The following is an 18,977-nucleotide window of genomic DNA, read 5'->3' as shown; positions in this document are numbered from 1 at the left end:
GATCCGCCTCGGCTCGCCCGATCGCGTGGATCCTGCGGGCCGGAGCTGTTTCCGCGAGCCGGAGATCCCGTCCCGAGCCGGCTCGCGTCTCGACGAGCCCGGCTCGGGGCCGCCGCTAGCGTGGACGGATGGACCCGCGCCTCCTCGACCGACTCGCCGCCGCCGCCTGGCCGCCCCTCGAGCGCCGCGCGCTCGGCGGCTGGCGGCTGCGCGCGGCCGGCGGCGTCACGAAGCGCGCCAACTCCGTGCTCACGTCCGGTCCCGTCGAGGACGTGGACCAGGCGATCACCTCAGCGGAGGAGTTCGCGCGCGAGCAGGGGATCCCGCCGCTCTTCCAGCTCGGCCCCGCGACCCTCCCCGCCGACCTGCCCGAGCGGCTCGCCCGCCGCGGCTACGCCGGGCACGAGCGCACCCTCGTCCTCACCGGCTCCGTGACGGAGGCGCTCGCCGCGCTCGGTCCCGCCGCCCCGGAGGACGCGGAGCCGGTCGAGACGACGGACGCGCCCGGTGAGGAGTGGCTGTCGCTCTGGTGGTCGGTCGACGGCCGCGGCGGCGACGCCGAGCGCGGGATCGCCGAGCGGATCCTCGCGGGCTGCGACTCGGCCTACGCCCTGCTGCGGGACGGGAGCGGCCCCGCCGCCTGCGGCCGGCTCTCCTGGGCGACCGCCGAGGACGGCGAGTCCTGGTGCGGTCTCTTCGCGCTGGCCACGCGCCCGGACGCGCGCCGCCGCGGCCACGCCGCCACGGTCCTCCGCGCCCTGCTCGAGCAGGCCGCCGCCCGAGGCGTCGACCGCCTGTGGATCCAGGTGCTCGCCGACAACGCCGCCGCCCGCCGCCTCTACGCGTCCCTCGGCTGCCGCGAGTCCTCGCACTACGAGTACTGGCGCCGCTGACCGTCCCCCTCCCTCCCGCGAGATGCCACTTGTGCACGCGACACGCCGTGGAAGGCGTGCACAAGTGGCATCTCGCGGCGGGGGATCAGCCGGCGATGACCGCGCGCGCCACGGACTCGGCTCGGGCCGCGTCGCCCGTCACGAGCACCCGCCACCACGTGTCGTCGGCCAGCACGTCGACCTCGCACGAGCCGCCGCCGCAGCCCGAGAGCGCGCGGTCGCCGAGGCCGTCGAGCGGAGTCAGCGTGACGGCGAGCCCGGTCGTCAGGGAGAGGTTGCGCCAGCCGTCCTCGCCGTTCGGCAGCACGTCGACGCTCAGACCCGCGTAGCTGCTGCTGGTCGCGTCGGTCCAGGTGCACGAGGCGTAGCCCGCGCGAGCGGCGGCCGCGGCGGAGGCGGTCGACGGCGCGACGCCCTCGGTCCCGCTCCCCGGGGTCGCGTCCACGAGCCCGGCCGTCGCGGCCAGCTGCTCGCCGGTCAGCACCTCGGCGCAGGCGGGTGCGGTCGCGGTCACCGGCTCGTCGAGCCGACCGCCGGCCGCCGCGGCGGTCGCCGTGGCGAGGGCCGCGAGGTCGGCGTCGGCCGGCGAGCCGGTCAGCGCGAGCGTCACCCAGGTCGAGCCGGTGAGCAGATCGACGGAGCAGATCTCGACCGAGCAGGCGCTGTAGGCCTCGACGTCGGTCGCGAGTCGCGTTCCGGCGGAGAGACCGGCCGCGGCGAACGCGTCCGCGGCGTCCTCGGCGGCCGAGGCGGTGATCGACGCCGTGCCGTCCTCCTCGTACCAGGCGCAGGTCAGCAGCCCGCCGTTCTCCTGCGCCGACTCGCGGATCAGCTCGGCCGAGGAGCGCACCGTCTCGTCCCGCGTGCCCTCGAGCGAGCCGGCCGCGATCCCGAGGGCGCTCGACGCGCGCGCGACCGGCAGCAGGGCGTCGCAGTCGAGCCGGGCGGCGGAGGAGCGGCTCGGGGTCGGCGACGCGGACGCGGAGGCAGGAGGAGTCGCAGAGGCGGTCGCGGACGCCGTCCCGCTCGCCTCCGGCTCGGCCGCCGTGCAGCCCGCGAGCAGGCCGGCCGCGACGAGCAGCGCCGCCCCCGCCCCGACGGCGCGCGCCCTCACGCGGCCAGCTCGCGCTCGATCGCCGCCGTGAACGCGTCGATGTCGTCCTCGCTCGTGTCGAACGAGCAGACCCAGCGCACCTCGCCGGTCGCCGGGTTCCAGTCGTAGAAGCGGTAGGCGGCGCGCAGCCGGTCCGCGACCCCCGCCGGCAGGGTCGCGAACACCGCGTTCGCCTGCGTCGGCTGGGTGAAGGCGAGCCCGGTGATCCGTCCGGCGGCCACGGCCCCGTCCAGCTGCGAGCGCAGCCGCGCCGCCATCGCGTTCGCGTGCCGGGCCGAGCGCAGCCAGAGCGGCTCCGCATCGCCGTCCTCGCCGAGCATCGCGAGCAGCTGCGCCGAGAGGAAGCGCATCTTCGAGGACAGCTGCATGTTGGTCTTGCGGAGGAACGTCAGCCCGCTGGACGCCTCGGGGTCGAGCACGACGATCGCCTCGCCGAGCAGCATGCCGTTCTTGGTGCCGCCGAAGGACAGGACGTCGACTCCGGCGTCGCTGGTGAAGGCGCGCAGGGGCAGCCCGAGGGCCGCTCCGGCGTTCGCGATCCGCGCTCCGTCCATGTGGAGCCGCATCCCCCGTTCGTGGGCCTGGTCGGCCAGCGTGCGGACCTCCTCCGGCGTGTAGACCGTGCCGAGCTCGGTCGACTGCGTGATCGAGACGACCAGCGGCTGGGCGCGGTGCTCGTCGCCGAAGCCCCAGGCCTGCTCGTCCACGAGCGCCGGCGTGAGCTTGCCGTCGGGGCTCTCGACGGTGAGGATCTTGATCCCGCCGACCTTCTCGGGGGCCCCGCCCTCGTCCGAGTTGATGTGCGCGGTGCCGGCGGAGACGACCGCTCCCCAGCGGGGCAGCATCGACTGCAGACCGGTCACGTTCGCCCCGGTTCCGTTGAAGACGGGGAAGGCCTCGGCCTGCTCGCCGAACTCGCGGCGGAAGACGCGCTGCAGCTCCGCGGTGTAGACGTCCTCGCCGTAGGCGACCTGGTGGGCGCCGTTCGCCGCGGCGATCGCGGCGAGCACCTCCTCGTGCACGCCGGAGTAGTTGTCGGAGGCGAAGCCGCGGAGGTCGGGATCGTGCAGAGCGCTCATCCCCCCATCCTCGCAGCCCGCCGCGGATCGATCCTGGTGGCGGGCGCCGCCGCTCCCTGTGTTTCCGGCATGTGAACGGACCATCCCCTGAAAGCCGATTGCCGTCAAGAAGTTGGTATCGCGTGGGAGGCAGGCCACTCTTGTCCTATGCGCATGGACACTTCGGGGGCGGTCCGCGACATGCCCGCCCCTCCCGGGGTGGACGAGATCGCGGCACGCTTCGGCGACCCCGTCCTCGCGTTCGCCCCGCAGCCCCGCCTCGAGGAGTTCGCGGCGGCGCAGACCATGGCGCTCGGACGCTTCGTCGAGATCTCCCTCTCCTACTCGTTCTTCAAGAATCCGCGCAACCGCGCCGACCCGGTCAACCACGTCCCGCTCACCCCCGAGCAGAAGCGCGCGATCGAGCGCGCCGAGAACGACCACCTCCCGCCGTGGATGGTCGATCAGGTCACGCGGATGCGCTACCCCGTGCTGTGGGAGGCGGTGCGCACCTCCGTGCCGATCCCCGCCGAGCGCAGCCGCCCGCTCGAGTCGCGCCTCGCCGCGCACATGGGCGACGTGCTGCGGAACACCTTCCCGGGCCGCGTCCGCACCCGCCGCGGCGGCATGCCTGTCGTCGCCGCCGCCCTGCGCGACGAGGACGTCGTGCGCGGCGTCCCGGTCGTCGTCGACGGCGAGGCGCTGCGCGGCTACCGCGTCGACACCGACCCCGACGTGGTCGCCATCGGCGCCCGGGTCGACGGCCGCTACATGACCGTCGTGCTCGACAGGAAGATCGTCCCCGACATCCGCATGGAGTTCGTCCGTCGAATCCCGCCACGTCCGGCTCCGGCCCAGCCTCGGCGCTGACGCCCGAACGGGCACGAGCGCCCGCTGACGGGCGCGATCGGGCCGGCGCGCGGACCGGAACGGTCAGGACCGCCCCGGCACCGCGATCCCGTGCTCGTAGGCGAAGACGACGGCCTGGATCCGGTCGCGGACGCGCAGCTTCATCAGGATCTTGGAGACGTGGGTCTTCACGGTGGCCTCGCCGACGTAGAGCTCGGCGGCGATCTCGGCGTTGGACGAGCCGCGGGCCAAGTGCACGAGCACCTCGCGCTCGCGGTCGGTGAGCTCCTCGATGCCGGGGTGGACCTCGGCGCGGGCCGGCGCCGTCGCGAAGCGCTCGAGCACGCGGCGCGTCACGTCGGGTGCGAGCATAGCGTCGCCGCGGGCCACCACCTGTACAGCCTCGACCAGCTCCTCCGGCGACGCGTTCTTCAGCAGGAAGCCGCTCGCTCCGGACGACAGCGCCTCGAAGAGGTAGTCGTCGCGGTCGAAGGTGGTCAGGATGAGGACGCTGGAGCACAGCCGCGGATCCTTGACGATCTCGCGGGTCGCGGCCAGGCCGTCCATCCCGGGCATCTGCACGTCCATGCAGATGACGTCCGGGCACAGGTCGGAGGCCCGCTCGATCGCCTCGATCCCGGTGCGGGCCTCGCCGACGACGACGATCCCGGGCTCGGACTCGAGGATGGTGCGGAAGCCGGCGCGGACGAGCTCCTGGTCGTCGACCAGCAGCACCCGGACATCGGCCGTCATGCGCGCCCCCCGCTCGCTCGCTCCCGGCGCCCCCACGACACCTCGGACGACGCTACCGGCTCCCCGGACCCCGCGCGGACGCTCGTCAGAGGGACGCGGGCACGCACCAGGTAGCCGGAGCCGCTCGGGCCGGTCTCGACCGTGCCGCCGACGGCCGCGGCGCGCTCGCTCATGCCGGTGTGCCCGAGCCCGCAGGACGTCGCGGCGACGGGATGCGCGCCCTCGCCGCCGTCGTCGGCGACCTCGAGCTCGACCGCGTCGTCGAGGTAGCGCAGCCGCACCTCGGCTGTGGCGCCGCGGCCGGCGTGCTTGCGCACATTGGTGAGCGACTCCTGCGCGATCCGGTAGAGGCTGAGACCGACCGTCGCCGGGATGTCCCTGGGTTCGCCGACGGTGAGGAACACGGCGGGCAGACCGGAGCCGGCCGCGGCGAGGACGAGCTCCTCGAGCTGCGCGACCCCCCTGGTCGAGGCGGCGTCGGTGAGCGGGTCGAGGGCGGTGTCCTCGGCGCGGAGGGCGATCAGGATGCGGTGCAGCTCCTCGATCGCCGAGCGCGCGTCGCTCTCGATGGCGCTGAGCGCCGTGGCCGCCCGCTCCGGATCGCGCGCGAGCACCCGTCGAGCAGCCCCCGCCTGCACGCCCATCACGCTGACGTGGTGGGCGACGACGTCGTGCAGCTCGCGGGCGATGCGCAGCCGCTCGGACGACACGGCCTGGCGCGAGGAGCGCTCCCGCTCGTCGTCGAGCTCGGCGGTGCGCGCCTCGAGCGCCTCCAGCCGCCGCGCCGACTGCCAGGACGCGTCGCCGAAGACGTAGGCGCTGCCGAAGTAGAGCAGGTTCGCGACGACGGCCAGCGCCGACTCCGCGACGTAGGGCGGCAGCAGCCCGGCCGACTCCTCCGTCGGGAGCGGACTGCTCACGGGGGCGCCGGTCGCGAGGGTGACGATGAGCCAGCCCAGCATGCCGACGGCGATGACCGTGCGCACGACGAGCGCCAGGCGCCGGTCGCGGCTCCAGGCGCCGACCGTGTAGAGGGCGAGGTAGAGGCAGATCTGGTTGAACAGCGACTCCGGCACCTGGAGGATCAGCCCGAGCGCGTAGACAGCGGTGAGCGCGACCGCCACGGTCGATGGGAAGCGCCGGCGGAGGGCGAGGGGGAGGGTCATCGCGAGCGCCCAGAGCGTGCTCACGGCGGGGTGCGCGGCGTCGGTGAAGCCCGCCGAGGCGTAGAGGGCGACGGAGACGAGGGTCGCCACCACCAGGACGCCGGCGGCGACGGCGTCGCGGACGTAGGCGGAACGGGTCGGCGCTCGCCGAGTCCAGCCCGCATCGAAGGGGTCGGCAGCGACGGCGCCAGGAGGCATGCGCCCCACGCTAACCGACGACGGTCGGGCAGGCCGCCGCGCGAGTCGCCGCATGACGCTCCATTCGTATCGGTCGTGCACGTCCCCATGCTGGTCGAGTAGCCGCCGGAGGCGGCGTATCGAGACCCGGCGTGCTGGGGACGGTGGATCTCGATACGCCCGCTGCGCGGGCTACTCGATCAGCATGGGCGGGGCCGCCGCGCGGTCTGCTCGATCAGCATGATGGTGCCCGCTGCGCGGCCCGCCCGCGCGGTCAGTCGCGCCCGGTGATGCCCGCGGTCGATGCGATCACGTCGCCCATCTTCCTGCCGAGGGCCTCGTAGAACATCGACAGCGGGAACTCGTCGTCCAGCACCGCGTCGGTCAGCCCGCGGGGAGCGCCGAGGAGCACCTCGTCCGGCAGCCCGCGCGCCCAGGCGGAGGCGGGGTGCGGCGTCACCGTCGCCGCGACCAGCGCGTAGGCGGCGAGCCAGTGCGCGGTCTTCGGCCGGTCGATCGAGCGCCAGTAGAGCTCGTCGATGGCGTCCGAGAGCGCGACGACGACGTCCGCGACGCTGTCCCACTCGAAGGCGAGCCGGGTGTCGGTCCAGTGCAGCACGCCGTGCTGGTGCAGCCAGGCGAAGAGCAGCTGGCCGCCGAGCCCGTCGTAGTTGCGCACCCGCGAGCCGGTCAGCGGGAAGCGGAACAGCCGGTCGAAGAGGATGGCGTACTGGACCGTGCGCGCCCGCGTCGCGAGCGCCTCCTCCTCGCCGTCGCGGTGCTCCTGGCCGGCCAGGCGCCGCTCGATCGCGACGGACTCGCGGAACGCGGTCAGATCGCAGCGCAGCTCCTCGAGGGAGTAGAGGAAGAACGGCATCCGCTGCTTGATCATGAACGGGTCGAACGGCAGGTCGCCGCGCATGTGGGTGCGGTCGTGGATGAGGTCCCACATCACGAAGGCCTCCTCCGCGGTGTGCTGGTCCTCGAGCATCCGGCGGGCGTCCTCCGGCAGCTCGAGCCGGGTGATCTCCGCGGCGGCGGAGACGACGCGGCGGAAGCGCGCGGCCTCGCGGTCGGCGAAGATCGCGCCCCAGGTGAAGGCGGGGACGGCGCGCATCGCGACGGTCTCGGGGAAGAGCACGGCGCTGTCGGTGTCGTAGCCGGCGGTGAAGTCGACGAAGCGGACCGGCACGAACAGCGCGTTCGAGTAGTCGCCCGCCTCGAGCTCCGCGACGAAGCGCGGCCAGACGACCTCGACGAGGACGGCCTCGACGTGGCGGTCGCGGCTGCCGTTCTGCGTCAGCATCGGGAAGACGACGAGGTGACGCAGTCCGTCGATCCGGTCGAGCTGCGGCTGGAACGCCTGCAGCGAGTCGAGGAAGTCCGGGACACCGAGGCCTTCGGCGCTCCAGCGCTCGAAGTCGACGACGAGCGCCTCGAGGTAGGCGGCGTCGTGCGGGAAGGCGGGCGCGAGGGTGCGGATCGCGTCGACGAGGCGGTCGATCTCGGCGCGGGCGTCGTCCAGGCGGTCCGGGTCGGCCAGCGAGCCGTCCTGCGCCTGGAGCGGCTGCAGTGCGGTGGCCGCGGCCTTGAGGCGGAGCCAGGCGCGGGAGGTCTCGACGCGGTCCTCGACGACCTCGGGTTCTCCGACGACGGTGCTCTGCACGAATTGCGACATGGTGATCCTCCTCACGCTCGTATACCCGGGTGGTTCGGGCCGGATCCGGCCCATCCCCGAGCGTATGGGCCGCGGCGCGCGCTTTTCTTGCGTGGGCCCGGAGCGAATCCGCGAGGTCGGCGATCACGGCGCACGACTCCGCCGAAACGGCCCTCTCTGCGCGGATCGACGGGGGAATCGGCGCGTGATATCAGGCCGCGACCAGCCTTTTCGCAGGTAGCACCCCCCGTCCGGGGCTAGATTCGCAAGGTTCCTGCCAAGGCTCCTCCAAGGGGTCGAAGATAGGGCGGACATCTCGGCTGCGTACACCCGGCGGCCATCCGATCGACCTGCGACTCCGAACACCTGGCGGAGCGGCAGGGCGTCGGTCCACCTTCAAGAGGAAGGATCGGATCGCGTGACGGGACCCGAACCCGGAAGCGACCACAGAACAGTCAGCATCGATCAGCACTCCGAGACCCTCCGCCTCCTGCCCTGGCCGCAGGCGGACGTCACCGCACTCCGCAGCGATCTCGCGGAGTCCGGAGAGCGTCTCGAGACGGAAGACGAGTTCCTCGACCGGCACGACCGCTACCTGCGCGGTTGGGCCGAGGGGAGCGGGTTCTTCTACGCGATCGAGCTCGACGGGCACTGCGTCGGCTCCATCGGCTATTGGTACGGCCACTCGCGTGGCGCACTCGCCTACGAGACGGGCTGGAGCATCGCTCCCGCTGCCCGTGATCGCGGCGTCGTGGCGCGCTCGGTGCGCCTGCTCCTCGAGGAGGCGGCGGCGTTCCCGCTGCCGCGCTTCGTGCACGCGTACGTCCCCGCGGACGACGCCGAGGACAGCGCGATCTGCGTCGAGGCCGGCTTCGACCGCGTCGACGTCGTGGAGGCCGGCGACCCGCCCGTCCTCTACGCCGACTGGGCGTTCGACCTCGCCGACGTCGCCTAGGAGCGGCGCGCTCGCGCCGGCGACGGGCCGATCATGCTGATCGAGTAGCCCGCACAGCGGGCGTATCGAGATCCACCGTTCTGCGGAGCGTGGGGTCTCGATACGCGCTGCGCGCTACTCGACCAGCATGATGGCGCGCTGGCGCGCCCAGTCCTTGCGCGCTCCGCGACCAGCCGGGGTGCCGGGATGTTCACGCGTCTCGGCCGCGCTGGGCCCGTCCATGCTGATCGAGTAGCCCGCGCAGCGGGCGTATCGAGATCGGCTCTCCTGCAGAACGCAGGCGCGACACGCGCTGCGCATTCCTCGAGCAGCAGGAGCGCCGGTCGTGACGCGCCACGGTCGACATCGCGACCCCGCGTCCATATCATCCACGTATGGGTACGACGCGGACGGCGAAATCGACGGGGCTGGCTGGGCTGTGAGCGCCCAGGACGGGGATCTCCGACCGATCTCCTCGCTCGTCGTCTCAGCCGGCGATGGCGTCGGCGCCACCGGTCGGCTGAAGCGAGTGGCCGGGGGACTCCGCCTTGCCGCAGTGGGCGCCGGCCTCTACGACATCGTCGTCGAGCAGGCAGCGCCGAGCGTTCCGCTGACTCTCGAGTCCGCTCCCGCCGGCGTCGACGTCGTCACGGTCGAGGGCGTCTGGCGGGATGGAGGAATCACCGAAGCCCGCATCGTCCCGTTCAGAGAGCCGGTGCGATTCCCGGACGCTCTCGGCGACCGTGCCGAGCCTCCTCTCGTCGCCGGCGGCCGGACGACGAGAGCGGAAGTCCTCGCGGTGGACGTGATGGCTGTCGTCGACGGTCTCCGCGAGTCCGGGCTCGTGTCCTACGTCGCCCACTGCGACGAACGCGGGTGGTTCGGAGTCGCGAGTGCCACCGATCCGGAGCAGGTCCGCCGCGGTCTCCGCCGTGTCCCGGGCGACTCCTTCCTGGTGGTTCATTCCCCCTGGGGACTCCAGACGCTCGACGCCATCGACCGCATCTTCGAGAGCGACGGCGTCGGCCGGGAGACCCTCCACATCGGACGCTTCATCGATCCACGCGGCCGCCTCCGCTCCAGCGCACTGGTCCGCTTCGTCTCTCCCGCGCTGGCCCGTGCCCTCGGGGACACAGGCGCCAGCGCTATAGACCTCGCCGCCTGGATCATTCCCTCGTCGCCAGACCTTTGATCTCCAGCATCCTCATTCGACATCGAACAGCGGAGCGGCGCACTGCACCACCGGGCATCTCGGGGCGCAATGCGACGCTCCGCGCCATCGCGCCCCGTCGGTCGCCGCGGAGCTACCATCCCCGGATGGTTAGGAGCATCTTCCCGGGCGCCCCCGCGCGCGCTGCTGCTGCGCTCGTTCTCGCTGTGTCGGGGCTCCTCGCCGGGTGCGCGGACTCGCGAGTCGAGGAGGCGAGGCCGGTCGACGGACCGGCGTTCTCCGGCCCCTGGGCGGCGGAGTTCCGCTCGCACTTCGACGATGCCGCGTCGGACTTCGAGCGTGGCGTTCTCGCTGACGGCGAGATCACCGACCAGGAGTACTCGGAGATGACCGGCCGCTTCTCGGGCTGCCTCGAGGCCGCGGGGTTCGACTTCTCCGGGTTCGGACGCGGCGGCTCCTACTCCGCCACGCCAGTCTCGCCCGTCGATCCCGACACGTCTCGGCAGGTCACCGACGACTGCGGAGTCCAGGCGGGTGAGCGGAGCATCGGCGCCCTTTACACGTGGATCACCCGGAATCCGGAGAACGTGGACGAGGCGTCGATCATGGTCGACTGCCTGCACCGGAAGGGCCTCGTCGACGCCGGCTACACCGCTGAGGACTGGACCCGCGAGAACGCGGTGTCCTCGCTGCCCGTCTCGATTCCGGCCGATCGCAAGGGCGAGTACGAGGAGTGCGCCGGCGATCCGCTGGGGCTCGTCGATGGCTGAACCGGTCCGGACGTGAGGCCGTCGCGGGTCGCCCGCCTCTCGCTCGGCGTCGTCATCGCGGTGCTCCTCGCCTCGGGCGGCGCCGGGGCCGCACTCCTCCTCGTGACGCCAACGGTGCCCGCGAGCCTGGCGGACTCGTCCGGTCCGGAGACGGTGCCCGTCCCGTTCGAGGAGTTCGCCGATCCTCGCCAGGTCGAGGCCGGGTTCGAGCGGGCACCGGCCGTGTCCCTCGTCTCCGCGACGGAGGGGCTGATGACCGCCTCCTCCTGCCGCGCGGGCGGATCGTTCTCGTCGGGCACGTCGTCCCTCGCGGTCGACGGCGCGCCCGTGCTCTCCCTCGCGACGGCGACGCCGCTCTGGCGCGACCTCGTGAAGGGCGACACGGGCCCCGACGTGCGCGCCCTGCAGGAGGAGCTCATCCGCCTCGGCTCGCCGCTGGTCGCCGACGGGATCCTCGGAGACGGTTCGATCCGCGCGATCGAGCACCTCCTCGAGGAGGCGTCGGGGGAGGACGAGCAGCTCGCGGGGATCCCGCGGTCACGGCTGCTCTGGATCCCGGGACCGACGGTCACCACGGCCTCCTGCGGGCTCTCGGTCGGCGGACCGGTCGAGCGGGGGAGTGCCGTCGCCGCAGTCGCCGGTGGGATCGCGGCGCTGCGTCTCCCCTCCGTCCCGGCGGACGTCCTGCCGGGCGAGCGGCGGCTGCTCGTGGACGACGCGGTGCTGACGCTCTCTCCGGAGGGCGCGGTCACCGCCGAGGCCGACCTGCGAGCGTTCGCGGCCACGGTGTCCGCCCGGTCGGCGCTCGCGACCGAGGGGACGACGACCGTCCGCGCCGAGTACGTGCTCACGAACCCCGTCCGAGTCGGCGTGGTGCCACCGTCCGCCCTCGTCGGACTCGAGGGCGAGCACGGTTGCGTTCTGGCGGACGGCTCGCCGGCCCGCGTCGAGGTCGTCTCCTCGGAACTGGGCCGCTCGGCGGTCGTCTTCCCCGACGGGGAGGAGCCGGCCTCGGTCGCGGTCCTGCCCGGGGCGCGGAGCTGCGGGTGAGGGTGCACGGGCTCGGGCACCGGTTCGAGCGCGGCCCCTGGCTCTTCCGCGGGCTCAGTGCGGACTTCCGGGTCGGCGAGACCTGCGCGGTCGTCGGTCCGTCGGGGTCCGGAAAGAGCACGCTGCTCGCGCTGCTCGCCGGCTGGGTCGAGCCGACCGAGGGCGTCGTCGACCGGGCCGCGCGCGAGCGGATCGGCTGGGTGTTCCAGAACCCGCACGGCGTCGCCCGTCGATCGGCGCTCGATCACGTCGCCCTGCCGTTCCTCGCCGGAGGGGCCTCTGGTGCGGAGGCGGATCGGCTGGCGGCCGCTCTCCTCGACCGGTTCGAGCTCGGGCAGGTGGCCGACCGCGCCTTCCGCGAGCTCTCGGGCGGCGAGGCCCAGCGGCTGATGCTGGCCAGGGCCCTCGCGGCGCGGCCCACCCTCCTCCTCATCGACGAGCCGACCGCCCAGCTCGACCAGCGGACGGCGCAGACCGTGAACCGGGCGATCGCCGCGGCCGCGACGCCCGACTGCGCCCTCGTCGTCGCGACGCACGATCACGGCACGCGCGACTCCTGCACGGCGGCGCTGGACCTCGCCGCACACTCCGGAGGCGGGGAGTGAGGTTCTCGAGCCTGGTCCGCGAGGCCTGGCGCAACGTCTCGACCGGCACCTCGCGTGCGCTGCTGCTCTGCGCGTGCGTCCTCCTCATCGCCGTGCCGATCCAGATCGCGGACCTGGCGGTGACGCGGCAGCACGTGCGGGAGGCGGAGGCGTACCAGCGGGCCGGCGCCTCCGTGCAGACGCTCGCTGCGCCGGGACGGATCGACGGGGAGGCGTGCGCGGCGCTCGCCGGCTCGGCGACGGTGCGGGCAGCCGGAGCGGTCCGCACCGCCACGTCCGATCTCGTCACGGCCGTGCTGCCCCGCTCGCCGATCCCGCTCTTCGAGGTCACCGCGGGCGTCCCCGAGATCCTCCGAGCCGCGGCGGTGCCCGGGACCGGCGTGGTCCTCGGACCCGAGGCCGCGGACGCCGTCGGGCGCGGCGACGACCTCGCGCTCGCCGGCGGCGGCTCGGTCGCCGTCCGCGGCCGCTACGACTACCCGGACGACGGGCGTCGGCGCGGCTTCGGCTACGCGGCCCTGGCGGGTGCTCCGGCCGGCGAGCGGCCCTTCGACGAGTGCTGGATCGACGCCTGGCCGCAGAGCGAGAGCGTCCGGGCCCTCCTCCTGACGACCGTGCTGCTCGGCGAGAGCGCTCCCGACGATCCGGCGCCCGTGCTCGCACCGCTGAACTCGCGCCTCGGTGCGGCCTTCGACGGCGGGGCTCGCAACGCGGACCGGGTGACGCTCGCCGCCGGGCCGCTCGCGGGACTGCTGGTGCTCGCGGCGTGCTGGGCGGTGACGGGTCTGCGCCGGGTCGAGCTCGCTTCGGCCCTGCACTCGCGCGTCCACCGGGTCGAGCTGCTGGCGGTCCTGCTGCTGGAGTCGCTCGCCTGGCTGATCCCGGTCGGCTCGGCGGGCCTCGCCGTCGCCCTGTTCTTCTCGAGCACCGGTCCGCCCGTCGACGCGGCGGCGACCCTGATCCAGGGCCTCCGGACGCCGGCCGTCGCCGTGCTGGGCGCGGCGACGGGCGTCCTCCTCGGCGTGCTGACGACGCGCGAGAGGCACCTCTTCCGCTACTTCAAGAACCGCTGACGGCGTTGCGGGCGCGCCACCCCCTGCAGGGCGTGGGGTCTCGATACGCACTGCGCGCTACTCGACCAGCATGAATTCCCGAACCTTCGAGCAGGCGTCCCGCGTTGGCCGATCATGTTGATCGAGTAGCCCGCGGAGCGGGCGTATCGAGATCCACCAGCGTCAGACGTCGAGTCTGCAGAGCCGGCCTGCTGAGGAGGGTGGGTCTCGATACGCCCCTGGGGGGCTACTCGACCAGCATGACGGTGCGCCGTCGCCGGCCCGCGTCAGAGGCCGTGGGACGCCAGCCAGGGGCGGAGGACCGCGAGGAACTCCTCGGGTCGCTCGACGCTGGGGAGGTGGGCCGCGTCGTCGAAGACGTGGGCGTCGGCGCCCGGCACGGTCGCCGAGAGGAAGGCGTGCACCGGGAGCGACTCGGAGACGTCGTGCGCGCCGACCATCGCCAGCGTGGGCACGGCGATGTCGACGACGCGGTCGTAGGCGGGCGGCTCGATCGCGGTCGGCCGCGGCTTCTCGCCCTCGTGGCCGGCGCGGCCGCGGGCGAGCTCGCGCACGGTCTCGACGAAGGCGGGATCGAGCGAGGCGGGATCGCGGTCGGGGCCGAACGCCCACAGCTCCGCCTCCATCCGCGCGACGCGCTCGTGGTCGCCGGCGGTCAGAACCGCGTCGATCTCGTCGAAGCGGCGGTCCTCCTCCTCGGTCAGGTCGGGGTAGGGGAAGCCGCCGACGCCGGGGGCGATCAGCACCAGGCCGGTGACGCGGTCGGGGTGCTCGAGCGTGAGGTCGAGGACGAGCGAGCCGCCGCGCGAGCAGCCGATCACCGTCGCGCGCTCGACGCCGAGGTGCTCGAGTACGTCGAGGGCATCCTGCCGCGGGTCGAACTCGACGTCGTCCGTCCGGGTCTCGCCGAAGCCGCGGGTGTCGTAGCGGATGACGAGGTGGTCCTCCGCGAGCGCGGGGACGACCGGGTCCCACATCCGCAGATCGGTGATGCCCGCGTGCACGAGCAGGAGGGCGGGGGCGGAGGCGGGGCCGTCCGCCTCCCAGTGCAGGGTCGCTCCGGGGACCTCGAGATGCGGCATGCGCCCACCGTAGGCCCGGCCTCGCGACGGGGCAACGGGCGGCGCCTCCTAGGCTGGACGCGGTGCGCCGACCCGCGCCGACGATCCCAGCCCGCGAGCCGCCCGGCTCCGCCGACGAGACGGAGGACGCCGTGGAGGGAGTGCTCACCGGGTTCGCGATCATCGGGACGGTCATCGCGGTCGGCTACCTGATCGCCCGGTTCGGCCTGGTGCCGCCCGAGGGCCGCGCCGTCCTCACCCGCATCGCCTTCTTCGTCACCACGCCGGCGCTGCTGTTCACAGTGCTCGCCCGCGCCGACGTCTCGGTGCTGTTCTCCTCCTTCCTCCTGGTGTCGCTGATCACGGTCGCGATCGTGGCGGTCCTCTATCTGGTCGCGTCGCGGCTGTTCTTCCGCCGGCCCGTGCCGGAGACGGTGATCGGCACCGCCGCCTCCTCCTACGTGAACGCCAACAACATCGGCCTGCCGGTCGCGATCTACGTGCTCGGGGATCCGCAGTGGGTCGCGCCGACGCTGCTCCTCCAGCTGCTGCTGCTCGCGCCGACGATCCTCACCGTGCTCGACGTCTCGACGAGCGGGCGCGCCTCCGTCACGGGCATCCTCACCCAGCCGCTGCGGAACCCGATGATCATCGCCTCGGCGCTCGGCCTGGTCGTCTCGGTCACCGGGGTGCAGCTGCCGGCACCGCTGCTTGAGCCGTTCTCGATCATCGGCAACGCGTCGATCCCGCTCGTGCTGATGGCGTTCGGGATGTCGCTGCGCGGGCAGCGGCCGCTGGAGCCGGGGCCCGGGCGGATCGAGGTCGCCGTCGCCTCGCTGCTCAAGACGCTGGTGATGCCCGCGACCGCCTATCTGCTCGGCCGCTTCGCCTTCGCGCTCGACGCGGAGCACCTCTTCGCGGTGACCGTGACGGCGGCGCTGCCGACCGCGCAGAACATCTTCAACTTCGCCTCCCGCTACGACCGCGGCGTCGCCGTGGCGCGCGACACGGCCCTGGTGACCACCGTCACGGCGGTGCCCGTGCTCATCGCCGTGTCCCTCCTCCTGGGTTGACGACGGCGCGGATCGACCGCCGTCCGCGGGCGGGCGTCGCTTAGGCTCTCTCGAATGAGCACCACGACGACCTCCTCTCGCCGCGCCTCCGGCACCCCTCGCCGCAGCAGACGGGGCCTCTGGATCACCCTGACCGTCCTGCTGGTCCTCGTGATCGGCGCGGTCGTCGCCGCCTTCCTCGCGGTGCAGACCTACGAGAAGGCGATGACGGTGCGCGCCAAGCTCACCTCCGCCATCCCGCTGGTCTCGCAGGTCGCCGACCAGCTCACCGGCTTCGACACGGCGGGAGCGGAGTCGACCGCCGGCCAGATCGCCACCCTCACCGGCGAGGCGCGCGACGAGACCGACGACCCGGTGTGGCGGGTGATGGAGATCGTGCCGTTCCTCGGCCCGAACCTCTCCGCCGTGCGCGCCGCGACCGAGATCGCCGACGACGTCTCGGGCAAGATCGTCACCCCGCTCTCCTCCACCTCGCTCGACGTCCTCAAGCCGGTCGACGGCAAGGTCGACATCGCCGCGATCAGCGCGCTCTCCGACAAGATCACCGTCGCCAAGGGCGTCGTCGACGAGGCGCAGGCCCGCGTCGAGGGGATCGATCGGGGCGCGCTCGTGCCGCAGGTCGCGTCCGCGCTCGACGCGTTCGCCCCGCAGCTCGAGACGGCGACCAGTGCGATGGACCAGGTCCAGCCGATCACCGCGATCCTCCCCGACGCCCTCGGCGCCAGCGGACCGCGCAGCTACCTCGTGCTCTTCCAGAACCTCGCCGAGGCGCAGGCCCTGGGCGGCGGCGCCTCCTCGGTGATGCAGCTGAACGTCGACGGCGGCGCGATCACGGTGGGGAAGCAGCAGTCGAGCCAGGACTTCCGCGGGCTGCAGCCGGTCACGGTCGACCAGAGCGCGCTCGACACCTTCGGCGGCAACCTCGCGACCACGTTCAACGTGTCGACCAGCCGCCCCGACTTCCCGACCGCGTCCTCGATCGCGACGCAGTTCTGGGCGCAGAAGTTCCCCGGGGAGAAGATCGACGGCGTGCTCGCGATCGACCCGATGGCATTGCAGTATCTGCTCGCCTCCACCGGCCCGGTGACGCTCACCGACGGCACCGAGCTGACCAGCGAGAACACCGTCTCGACGCTGCTCAACAAGGTCTACTTCCGCTACTCGGACGCCACGGTCGCCGACGCGACCGACGCGTTCTTCTCGGAGGCCAGCGCCACCGTCCTCGGCAAGATCCTCGGCGGCGACATGGAGCCGTCGAAGATGCTCCCGGCCGTGGTGAAGGCCGTCGGCGAGAGCCGGATCCTCGCCTACAGCACCGACCCGGAGGAGCAGGCGCTGCTCGCGCCGACCCCGATCGCGGGCGTCCTGCCGACGGACAACGACGACACCTCGACCACCGGCGTGTTCTTCCAGGACGCGTCGATCGGCTCGAAGATGGACTACTACCTCGACACCGCGGTGACCCAGTCGAGCACGAACCGCTGCGCCGCCGGCGGCACCAGCTTCTCGACGCAGGTGACGCTGACCAACACCATCACCGAGAAGGTCGCGCGCACGCTGCCCAAGTACGTGGCGGCGAACGGCGGGAACCGCTTCCCGCTCGGCGACTTCGTCACCAACGTCTACGTCTACGGCCCTCCCGGCACGACGACCTCGCAGGCGCAGGCGTCCTGGTCCGACCCGCTCGGCGAGGCGGCCCGGATCTTCGACCCGACCGACGACCTCGGCCGGCCGGTCGCGCGCGTCTCGGTGCAGCTCGCTCCCGGCGAGTCCACGACGGTGACGATCGGCTTCACCGCCGCCGACCCCGCCGCGACCTTCGGCGAGCAGGCCGTCCGGGTCACGCCGATGATCAACAAGACCGAGGTGACGCTCGCCGACGACCCGACCTGCGCCGGCTGACGGCGGGGCGGCCGGTGGACGGCCGCTCCGCTTAGGCCAGCGCGGAGCCGGGGATCGAGCTGGTGACGAGCCAGGACGCGAGGAACGCGGTGCCGACGCAGAGCACGAAGGCGACGATCGGGATCCAGAACACCCGGCGGCCAACGAGGTAGCGGATGATCGTCACGCCCACGGCGATCAGCGTCAGGATCGGCGGGCCGATCAGGGCGAGCGAGACGCCCCAGTCGATCCGGTCGTAATCGCAGGCGATGTTCTGCCCCTCGCACTGGCCGGGGAAGACGGCGAGGATCGCGGCGAGGTAGCCGAGCACCACGCAGAGCAGCCCGAGCGCGAGGCAGCCGAGGATCGAGAGGACCAGGTCCCAGCGGCGGCGCAGCGGCTTCCCGGCGGCGAAGGTCTCGCGGACGGAGCGGTAGGCGTCGGCGCGGAGCTCGTCGTGCGCGCGGGCCACGGCGGGGCGGCTCGCCGCGGCGCGCTGTGCCGTGGAGGGGCGCTGGGCGGTGGAGGGCCGCTGAGCGGTGGACGGGCGCTGCGCGGAGGACGGCTGCTGGCCGGCGCGGGCGCGCTTCTTCTTCGAGGAGGCCACGGTCAGAAGATCATCGGGCGGTCGTCGTCGAGCGAGGTGTCGAGGTCGAGATCGACCACCACGGGGACGTGGTCGCTCGGGGCGTCGCCCTTGCGCTCGTTCCGGTGGATGGAGGCGCCGGTCACCAGGTCGCCGAAGGCGCGCGAGCCGAGCACGAAGTCGATCCGCAGGCCCTCGTTGTGCGGGAAGCGCAGCTGCTTGTAATCCCAGTAGGTGTAGCCCTCGGGGACGAGCGGGCGCACGACGTCGTGCAGGCCGGCGGCGGTGAAGGCCTCGAAGGCCGCGCGCTCCTCGGGGGAGACGTGGGTGGAGCCGGGGCCGAGCGTCGGGTCGCCGACGTCGCTGTCGAGCGGGGCGACGTTCCAGTCGCCGACCAGCGCGAGCGGCAGGTCGGGCTCGGCCGCGAGCCAGGCGCGGGTGCTCGCCTCGAGGGCCGCGAACCACTCGAGCTTGTAGTGCCAGTGCGGGTCGCCGACCGCGCGGCCGTTGGGGACGTAGAGGCTCCAGACCCGCACGCCGTCGACCGTCGCGCCGATCGCGCGCGCTTCGAGCGGGAAGGAGCCGTCCGCCGCGGGCTCCTTGGCGAAGCCGGGCATCCCGGGGAAGCCGACCTGGACGTCCTCCATCGGCAGGCGGGAGGCGATGCCGACGCCGTTCCACTGGCTGAGGCCGACCATCTCGACGTGGTAGCCCGCCTGGGCGAAGGCCTCGTGCGGGAACTGCTCGGGCTTGCACTTGAGCTCCTGCATGGCGAGCACGTCGACGTCCTCGCGCACGAGCCAGTCGACGACGCGGCCGGTGCGGGCCCGGATGGAGTTCACGTTCCAGGTGGCGATGCGCATTCCGGAAGTCTAGGAGCCGCCGCCGACAGCTTCCCCGCACGGGGGCCGAGCGCGCGGTCTCCTCCTGCCGACCGATTGCGGAACCGGTGTCGGTGGTCGATGGTTGTCTTGCGCCGTCCCTGAAGCGGCCGCTCCTCCGCGCCGCTCGGCCCGAGCCCCGAAGCTCCGGCCGTCCCCGTGCTCGGCCGATCCGCCTCTCGCGGACCCGGCCGCCCTCTCCCGCCCCGCCCCGACCGGAGGACC

18 protein-coding genes are annotated in these 18,977 nt (G+C 73.1%); 10 read left to right on the top strand and 8 right to left on the bottom strand.

Features of this window, described 5'->3' with window-relative positions:
• The first annotated feature begins 128 nt into the window (after positions 1–128).
• Positions 129–893, top strand: a complete 765-nt coding sequence (locus tag MT351_RS04795) for a GNAT family N-acetyltransferase (RefSeq protein ID WP_243581400.1) — start codon at positions 129–131, stop codon at positions 891–893.
• An 85-nt stretch (positions 894–978) separates the two neighbouring features.
• Here the strand turns inward: MT351_RS04795 and MT351_RS04790 are convergent, their stop codons facing one another.
• The gene (locus MT351_RS04790; protein WP_243581399.1) at positions 979–2,007 is read right to left on the bottom strand and encodes a hypothetical protein; all 1,029 of its coding nucleotides are present in this window, start codon (positions 2,005–2,007) and stop codon (positions 979–981) included.
• The gene (locus MT351_RS04785; protein WP_243581398.1) at positions 2,004–3,086 is read right to left on the bottom strand and encodes a low specificity L-threonine aldolase; all 1,083 of its coding nucleotides are present in this window, start codon (positions 3,084–3,086) and stop codon (positions 2,004–2,006) included. The genes MT351_RS04790 and MT351_RS04785 overlap by 4 nt, the downstream gene beginning before the upstream one ends.
• 153 nt (positions 3,087–3,239) lie before the next feature.
• Here MT351_RS04785 and MT351_RS04780 point away from each other — a divergent pair, with 153 nt between their 5' ends.
• Positions 3,240–3,935 carry a hypothetical protein gene (locus tag MT351_RS04780; RefSeq protein ID WP_127887847.1) on the top strand — a complete coding sequence of 232 codons (696 nt, stop codon included), beginning with the start codon at positions 3,240–3,242 and terminating at the stop codon, positions 3,933–3,935.
• A 63-nt stretch (positions 3,936–3,998) separates the two neighbouring features.
• On the opposite strand, the gene MT351_RS04775 is transcribed toward MT351_RS04780, so the two are convergent.
• From MT351_RS04775 to MT351_RS04765, 3 genes are all read right to left on the bottom strand, one after another.
• Positions 3,999–4,667, bottom strand: coding sequence for a response regulator transcription factor (locus tag MT351_RS04775; RefSeq protein WP_123706238.1), 669 nt, complete (start codon positions 4,665–4,667; stop codon positions 3,999–4,001).
• Positions 4,664–6,031, bottom strand: a complete 1,368-nt coding sequence (locus MT351_RS04770) for a sensor histidine kinase (RefSeq protein ID WP_243581397.1) — start codon at positions 6,029–6,031, stop codon at positions 4,664–4,666. Before MT351_RS04770 ends, MT351_RS04775 begins: the two co-directional genes overlap by 4 nt.
• A 253-nt stretch (positions 6,032–6,284) precedes the next feature.
• Entirely contained in the window at positions 6,285–7,688 is a 1,404-nt protein-coding gene (locus tag MT351_RS04765; protein WP_243581396.1) for a DUF6421 family protein, read from the bottom strand.
• Between the two features lie 397 nt (positions 7,689–8,085).
• On the opposite strand from MT351_RS04765, the gene MT351_RS04760 reads away from it, so the two are divergent.
• From MT351_RS04760 to MT351_RS04735, 6 genes are all read left to right on the top strand, one after another.
• The gene (locus tag MT351_RS04760) at positions 8,086–8,622 is read left to right on the top strand and encodes a GNAT family N-acetyltransferase (RefSeq protein WP_159421751.1); all 537 of its coding nucleotides are present in this window, start codon (positions 8,086–8,088) and stop codon (positions 8,620–8,622) included.
• A gap of 325 nt (positions 8,623–8,947) precedes the next feature.
• Positions 8,948–9,793: a hypothetical protein gene (locus MT351_RS04755; protein WP_243581395.1), complete on the top strand. Its 846-nt coding sequence runs from the start codon at positions 8,948–8,950 to the stop codon at positions 9,791–9,793.
• 125 nt (positions 9,794–9,918) lie between these two features.
• Positions 9,919–10,542: a hypothetical protein gene (locus MT351_RS04750; RefSeq protein ID WP_243581394.1), complete on the top strand. Its 624-nt coding sequence runs from the start codon at positions 9,919–9,921 to the stop codon at positions 10,540–10,542.
• Positions 10,543–10,554: 12 nt separating this feature from the next.
• Positions 10,555–11,592 carry a peptidoglycan-binding protein gene (locus tag MT351_RS04745; protein ID WP_243581393.1) on the top strand — a complete coding sequence of 346 codons (1,038 nt, stop codon included), beginning with the start codon at positions 10,555–10,557 and terminating at the stop codon, positions 11,590–11,592.
• The gene (locus tag MT351_RS04740; RefSeq protein ID WP_243581392.1) at positions 11,589–12,197 is read left to right on the top strand and encodes an ABC transporter ATP-binding protein; all 609 of its coding nucleotides are present in this window, start codon (positions 11,589–11,591) and stop codon (positions 12,195–12,197) included. Before MT351_RS04745 ends, MT351_RS04740 begins: the two co-directional genes overlap by 4 nt.
• Positions 12,194–13,270 carry a hypothetical protein gene (locus MT351_RS04735; protein ID WP_243581391.1) on the top strand — a complete coding sequence of 359 codons (1,077 nt, stop codon included), beginning with the start codon at positions 12,194–12,196 and terminating at the stop codon, positions 13,268–13,270. The genes MT351_RS04740 and MT351_RS04735 overlap by 4 nt, the downstream gene beginning before the upstream one ends.
• A 266-nt stretch (positions 13,271–13,536) precedes the next feature.
• On the opposite strand, the gene MT351_RS04730 is transcribed toward MT351_RS04735, so the two are convergent.
• Positions 13,537–14,352: an alpha/beta fold hydrolase gene (locus MT351_RS04730; protein ID WP_123736238.1), complete on the bottom strand. Its 816-nt coding sequence runs from the start codon at positions 14,350–14,352 to the stop codon at positions 13,537–13,539.
• A gap of 131 nt (positions 14,353–14,483) precedes the next feature.
• Between MT351_RS04730 and MT351_RS04725 the strand changes: the two genes are divergently transcribed.
• Together MT351_RS04725 and MT351_RS04720 are read left to right on the top strand one after the other, a co-directional pair.
• Positions 14,484–15,404: an AEC family transporter gene (locus MT351_RS04725; RefSeq protein WP_123447139.1), complete on the top strand. Its 921-nt coding sequence runs from the start codon at positions 14,484–14,486 to the stop codon at positions 15,402–15,404.
• 54 nt (positions 15,405–15,458) lie between these two features.
• Positions 15,459–17,306 (top strand): DUF4012 domain-containing protein, encoded by a 1,848-nt coding sequence (locus MT351_RS04720; protein ID WP_243581390.1) that lies wholly within the window; start codon positions 15,459–15,461, stop codon positions 17,304–17,306.
• Positions 17,307–17,337: 31 nt separating this feature from the next.
• On the opposite strand, the gene MT351_RS04715 is transcribed toward MT351_RS04720, so the two are convergent.
• Together MT351_RS04715 and MT351_RS04710 are read right to left on the bottom strand one after the other, a co-directional pair.
• Positions 17,338–17,892 (bottom strand): hypothetical protein, encoded by a 555-nt coding sequence (locus MT351_RS04715; protein ID WP_243581389.1) that lies wholly within the window; start codon positions 17,890–17,892, stop codon positions 17,338–17,340.
• 2 nt (positions 17,893–17,894) lie between these two features.
• Positions 17,895–18,734: an exodeoxyribonuclease III gene (locus MT351_RS04710; protein WP_243581388.1), complete on the bottom strand. Its 840-nt coding sequence runs from the start codon at positions 18,732–18,734 to the stop codon at positions 17,895–17,897.
• Positions 18,735–18,977: the final 243 nt, after the last annotated feature.

It is taken from the genome of Rathayibacter sp. VKM Ac-2926, assembly GCF_022815565.1.
Lineage (GTDB): Bacteria > Actinomycetota > Actinomycetes > Actinomycetales > Microbacteriaceae > Rathayibacter > Rathayibacter festucae.
This window is presented reverse-complemented; position numbering and strand designations above follow the sequence as displayed.

Coding starts and splice junctions, on each gene's coding strand:
- MT351_RS04795 (WP_243581400.1), top strand. CDS start 129: ATGGACCCGCGCCTCCTCGACCGACTCGCCGCCGCCGCCTGGCCGCCC.
- MT351_RS04785 (WP_243581398.1), bottom strand. CDS start 3,086: ATGAGCGCTCTGCACGATCCCGACCTCCGCGGCTTCGCCTCCGACAAC.
- MT351_RS04780 (WP_127887847.1), top strand. CDS start 3,240: ATGGACACTTCGGGGGCGGTCCGCGACATGCCCGCCCCTCCCGGGGTG.
- MT351_RS04775 (WP_123706238.1), bottom strand. CDS start 4,667: ATGACGGCCGATGTCCGGGTGCTGCTGGTCGACGACCAGGAGCTCGTC.
- MT351_RS04770 (WP_243581397.1), bottom strand. CDS start 6,031: ATGCCTCCTGGCGCCGTCGCTGCCGACCCCTTCGATGCGGGCTGGACT.
- MT351_RS04765 (WP_243581396.1), bottom strand. CDS start 7,688: ATGTCGCAATTCGTGCAGAGCACCGTCGTCGGAGAACCCGAGGTCGTC.
- MT351_RS04750 (WP_243581394.1), top strand. CDS start 9,919: ATGGTTAGGAGCATCTTCCCGGGCGCCCCCGCGCGCGCTGCTGCTGCG.
- MT351_RS04730 (WP_123736238.1), bottom strand. CDS start 14,352: ATGCCGCATCTCGAGGTCCCCGGAGCGACCCTGCACTGGGAGGCGGAC.
- MT351_RS04720 (WP_243581390.1), top strand. CDS start 15,459: ATGAGCACCACGACGACCTCCTCTCGCCGCGCCTCCGGCACCCCTCGC.
- MT351_RS04710 (WP_243581388.1), bottom strand. CDS start 18,734: ATGCGCATCGCCACCTGGAACGTGAACTCCATCCGGGCCCGCACCGGC.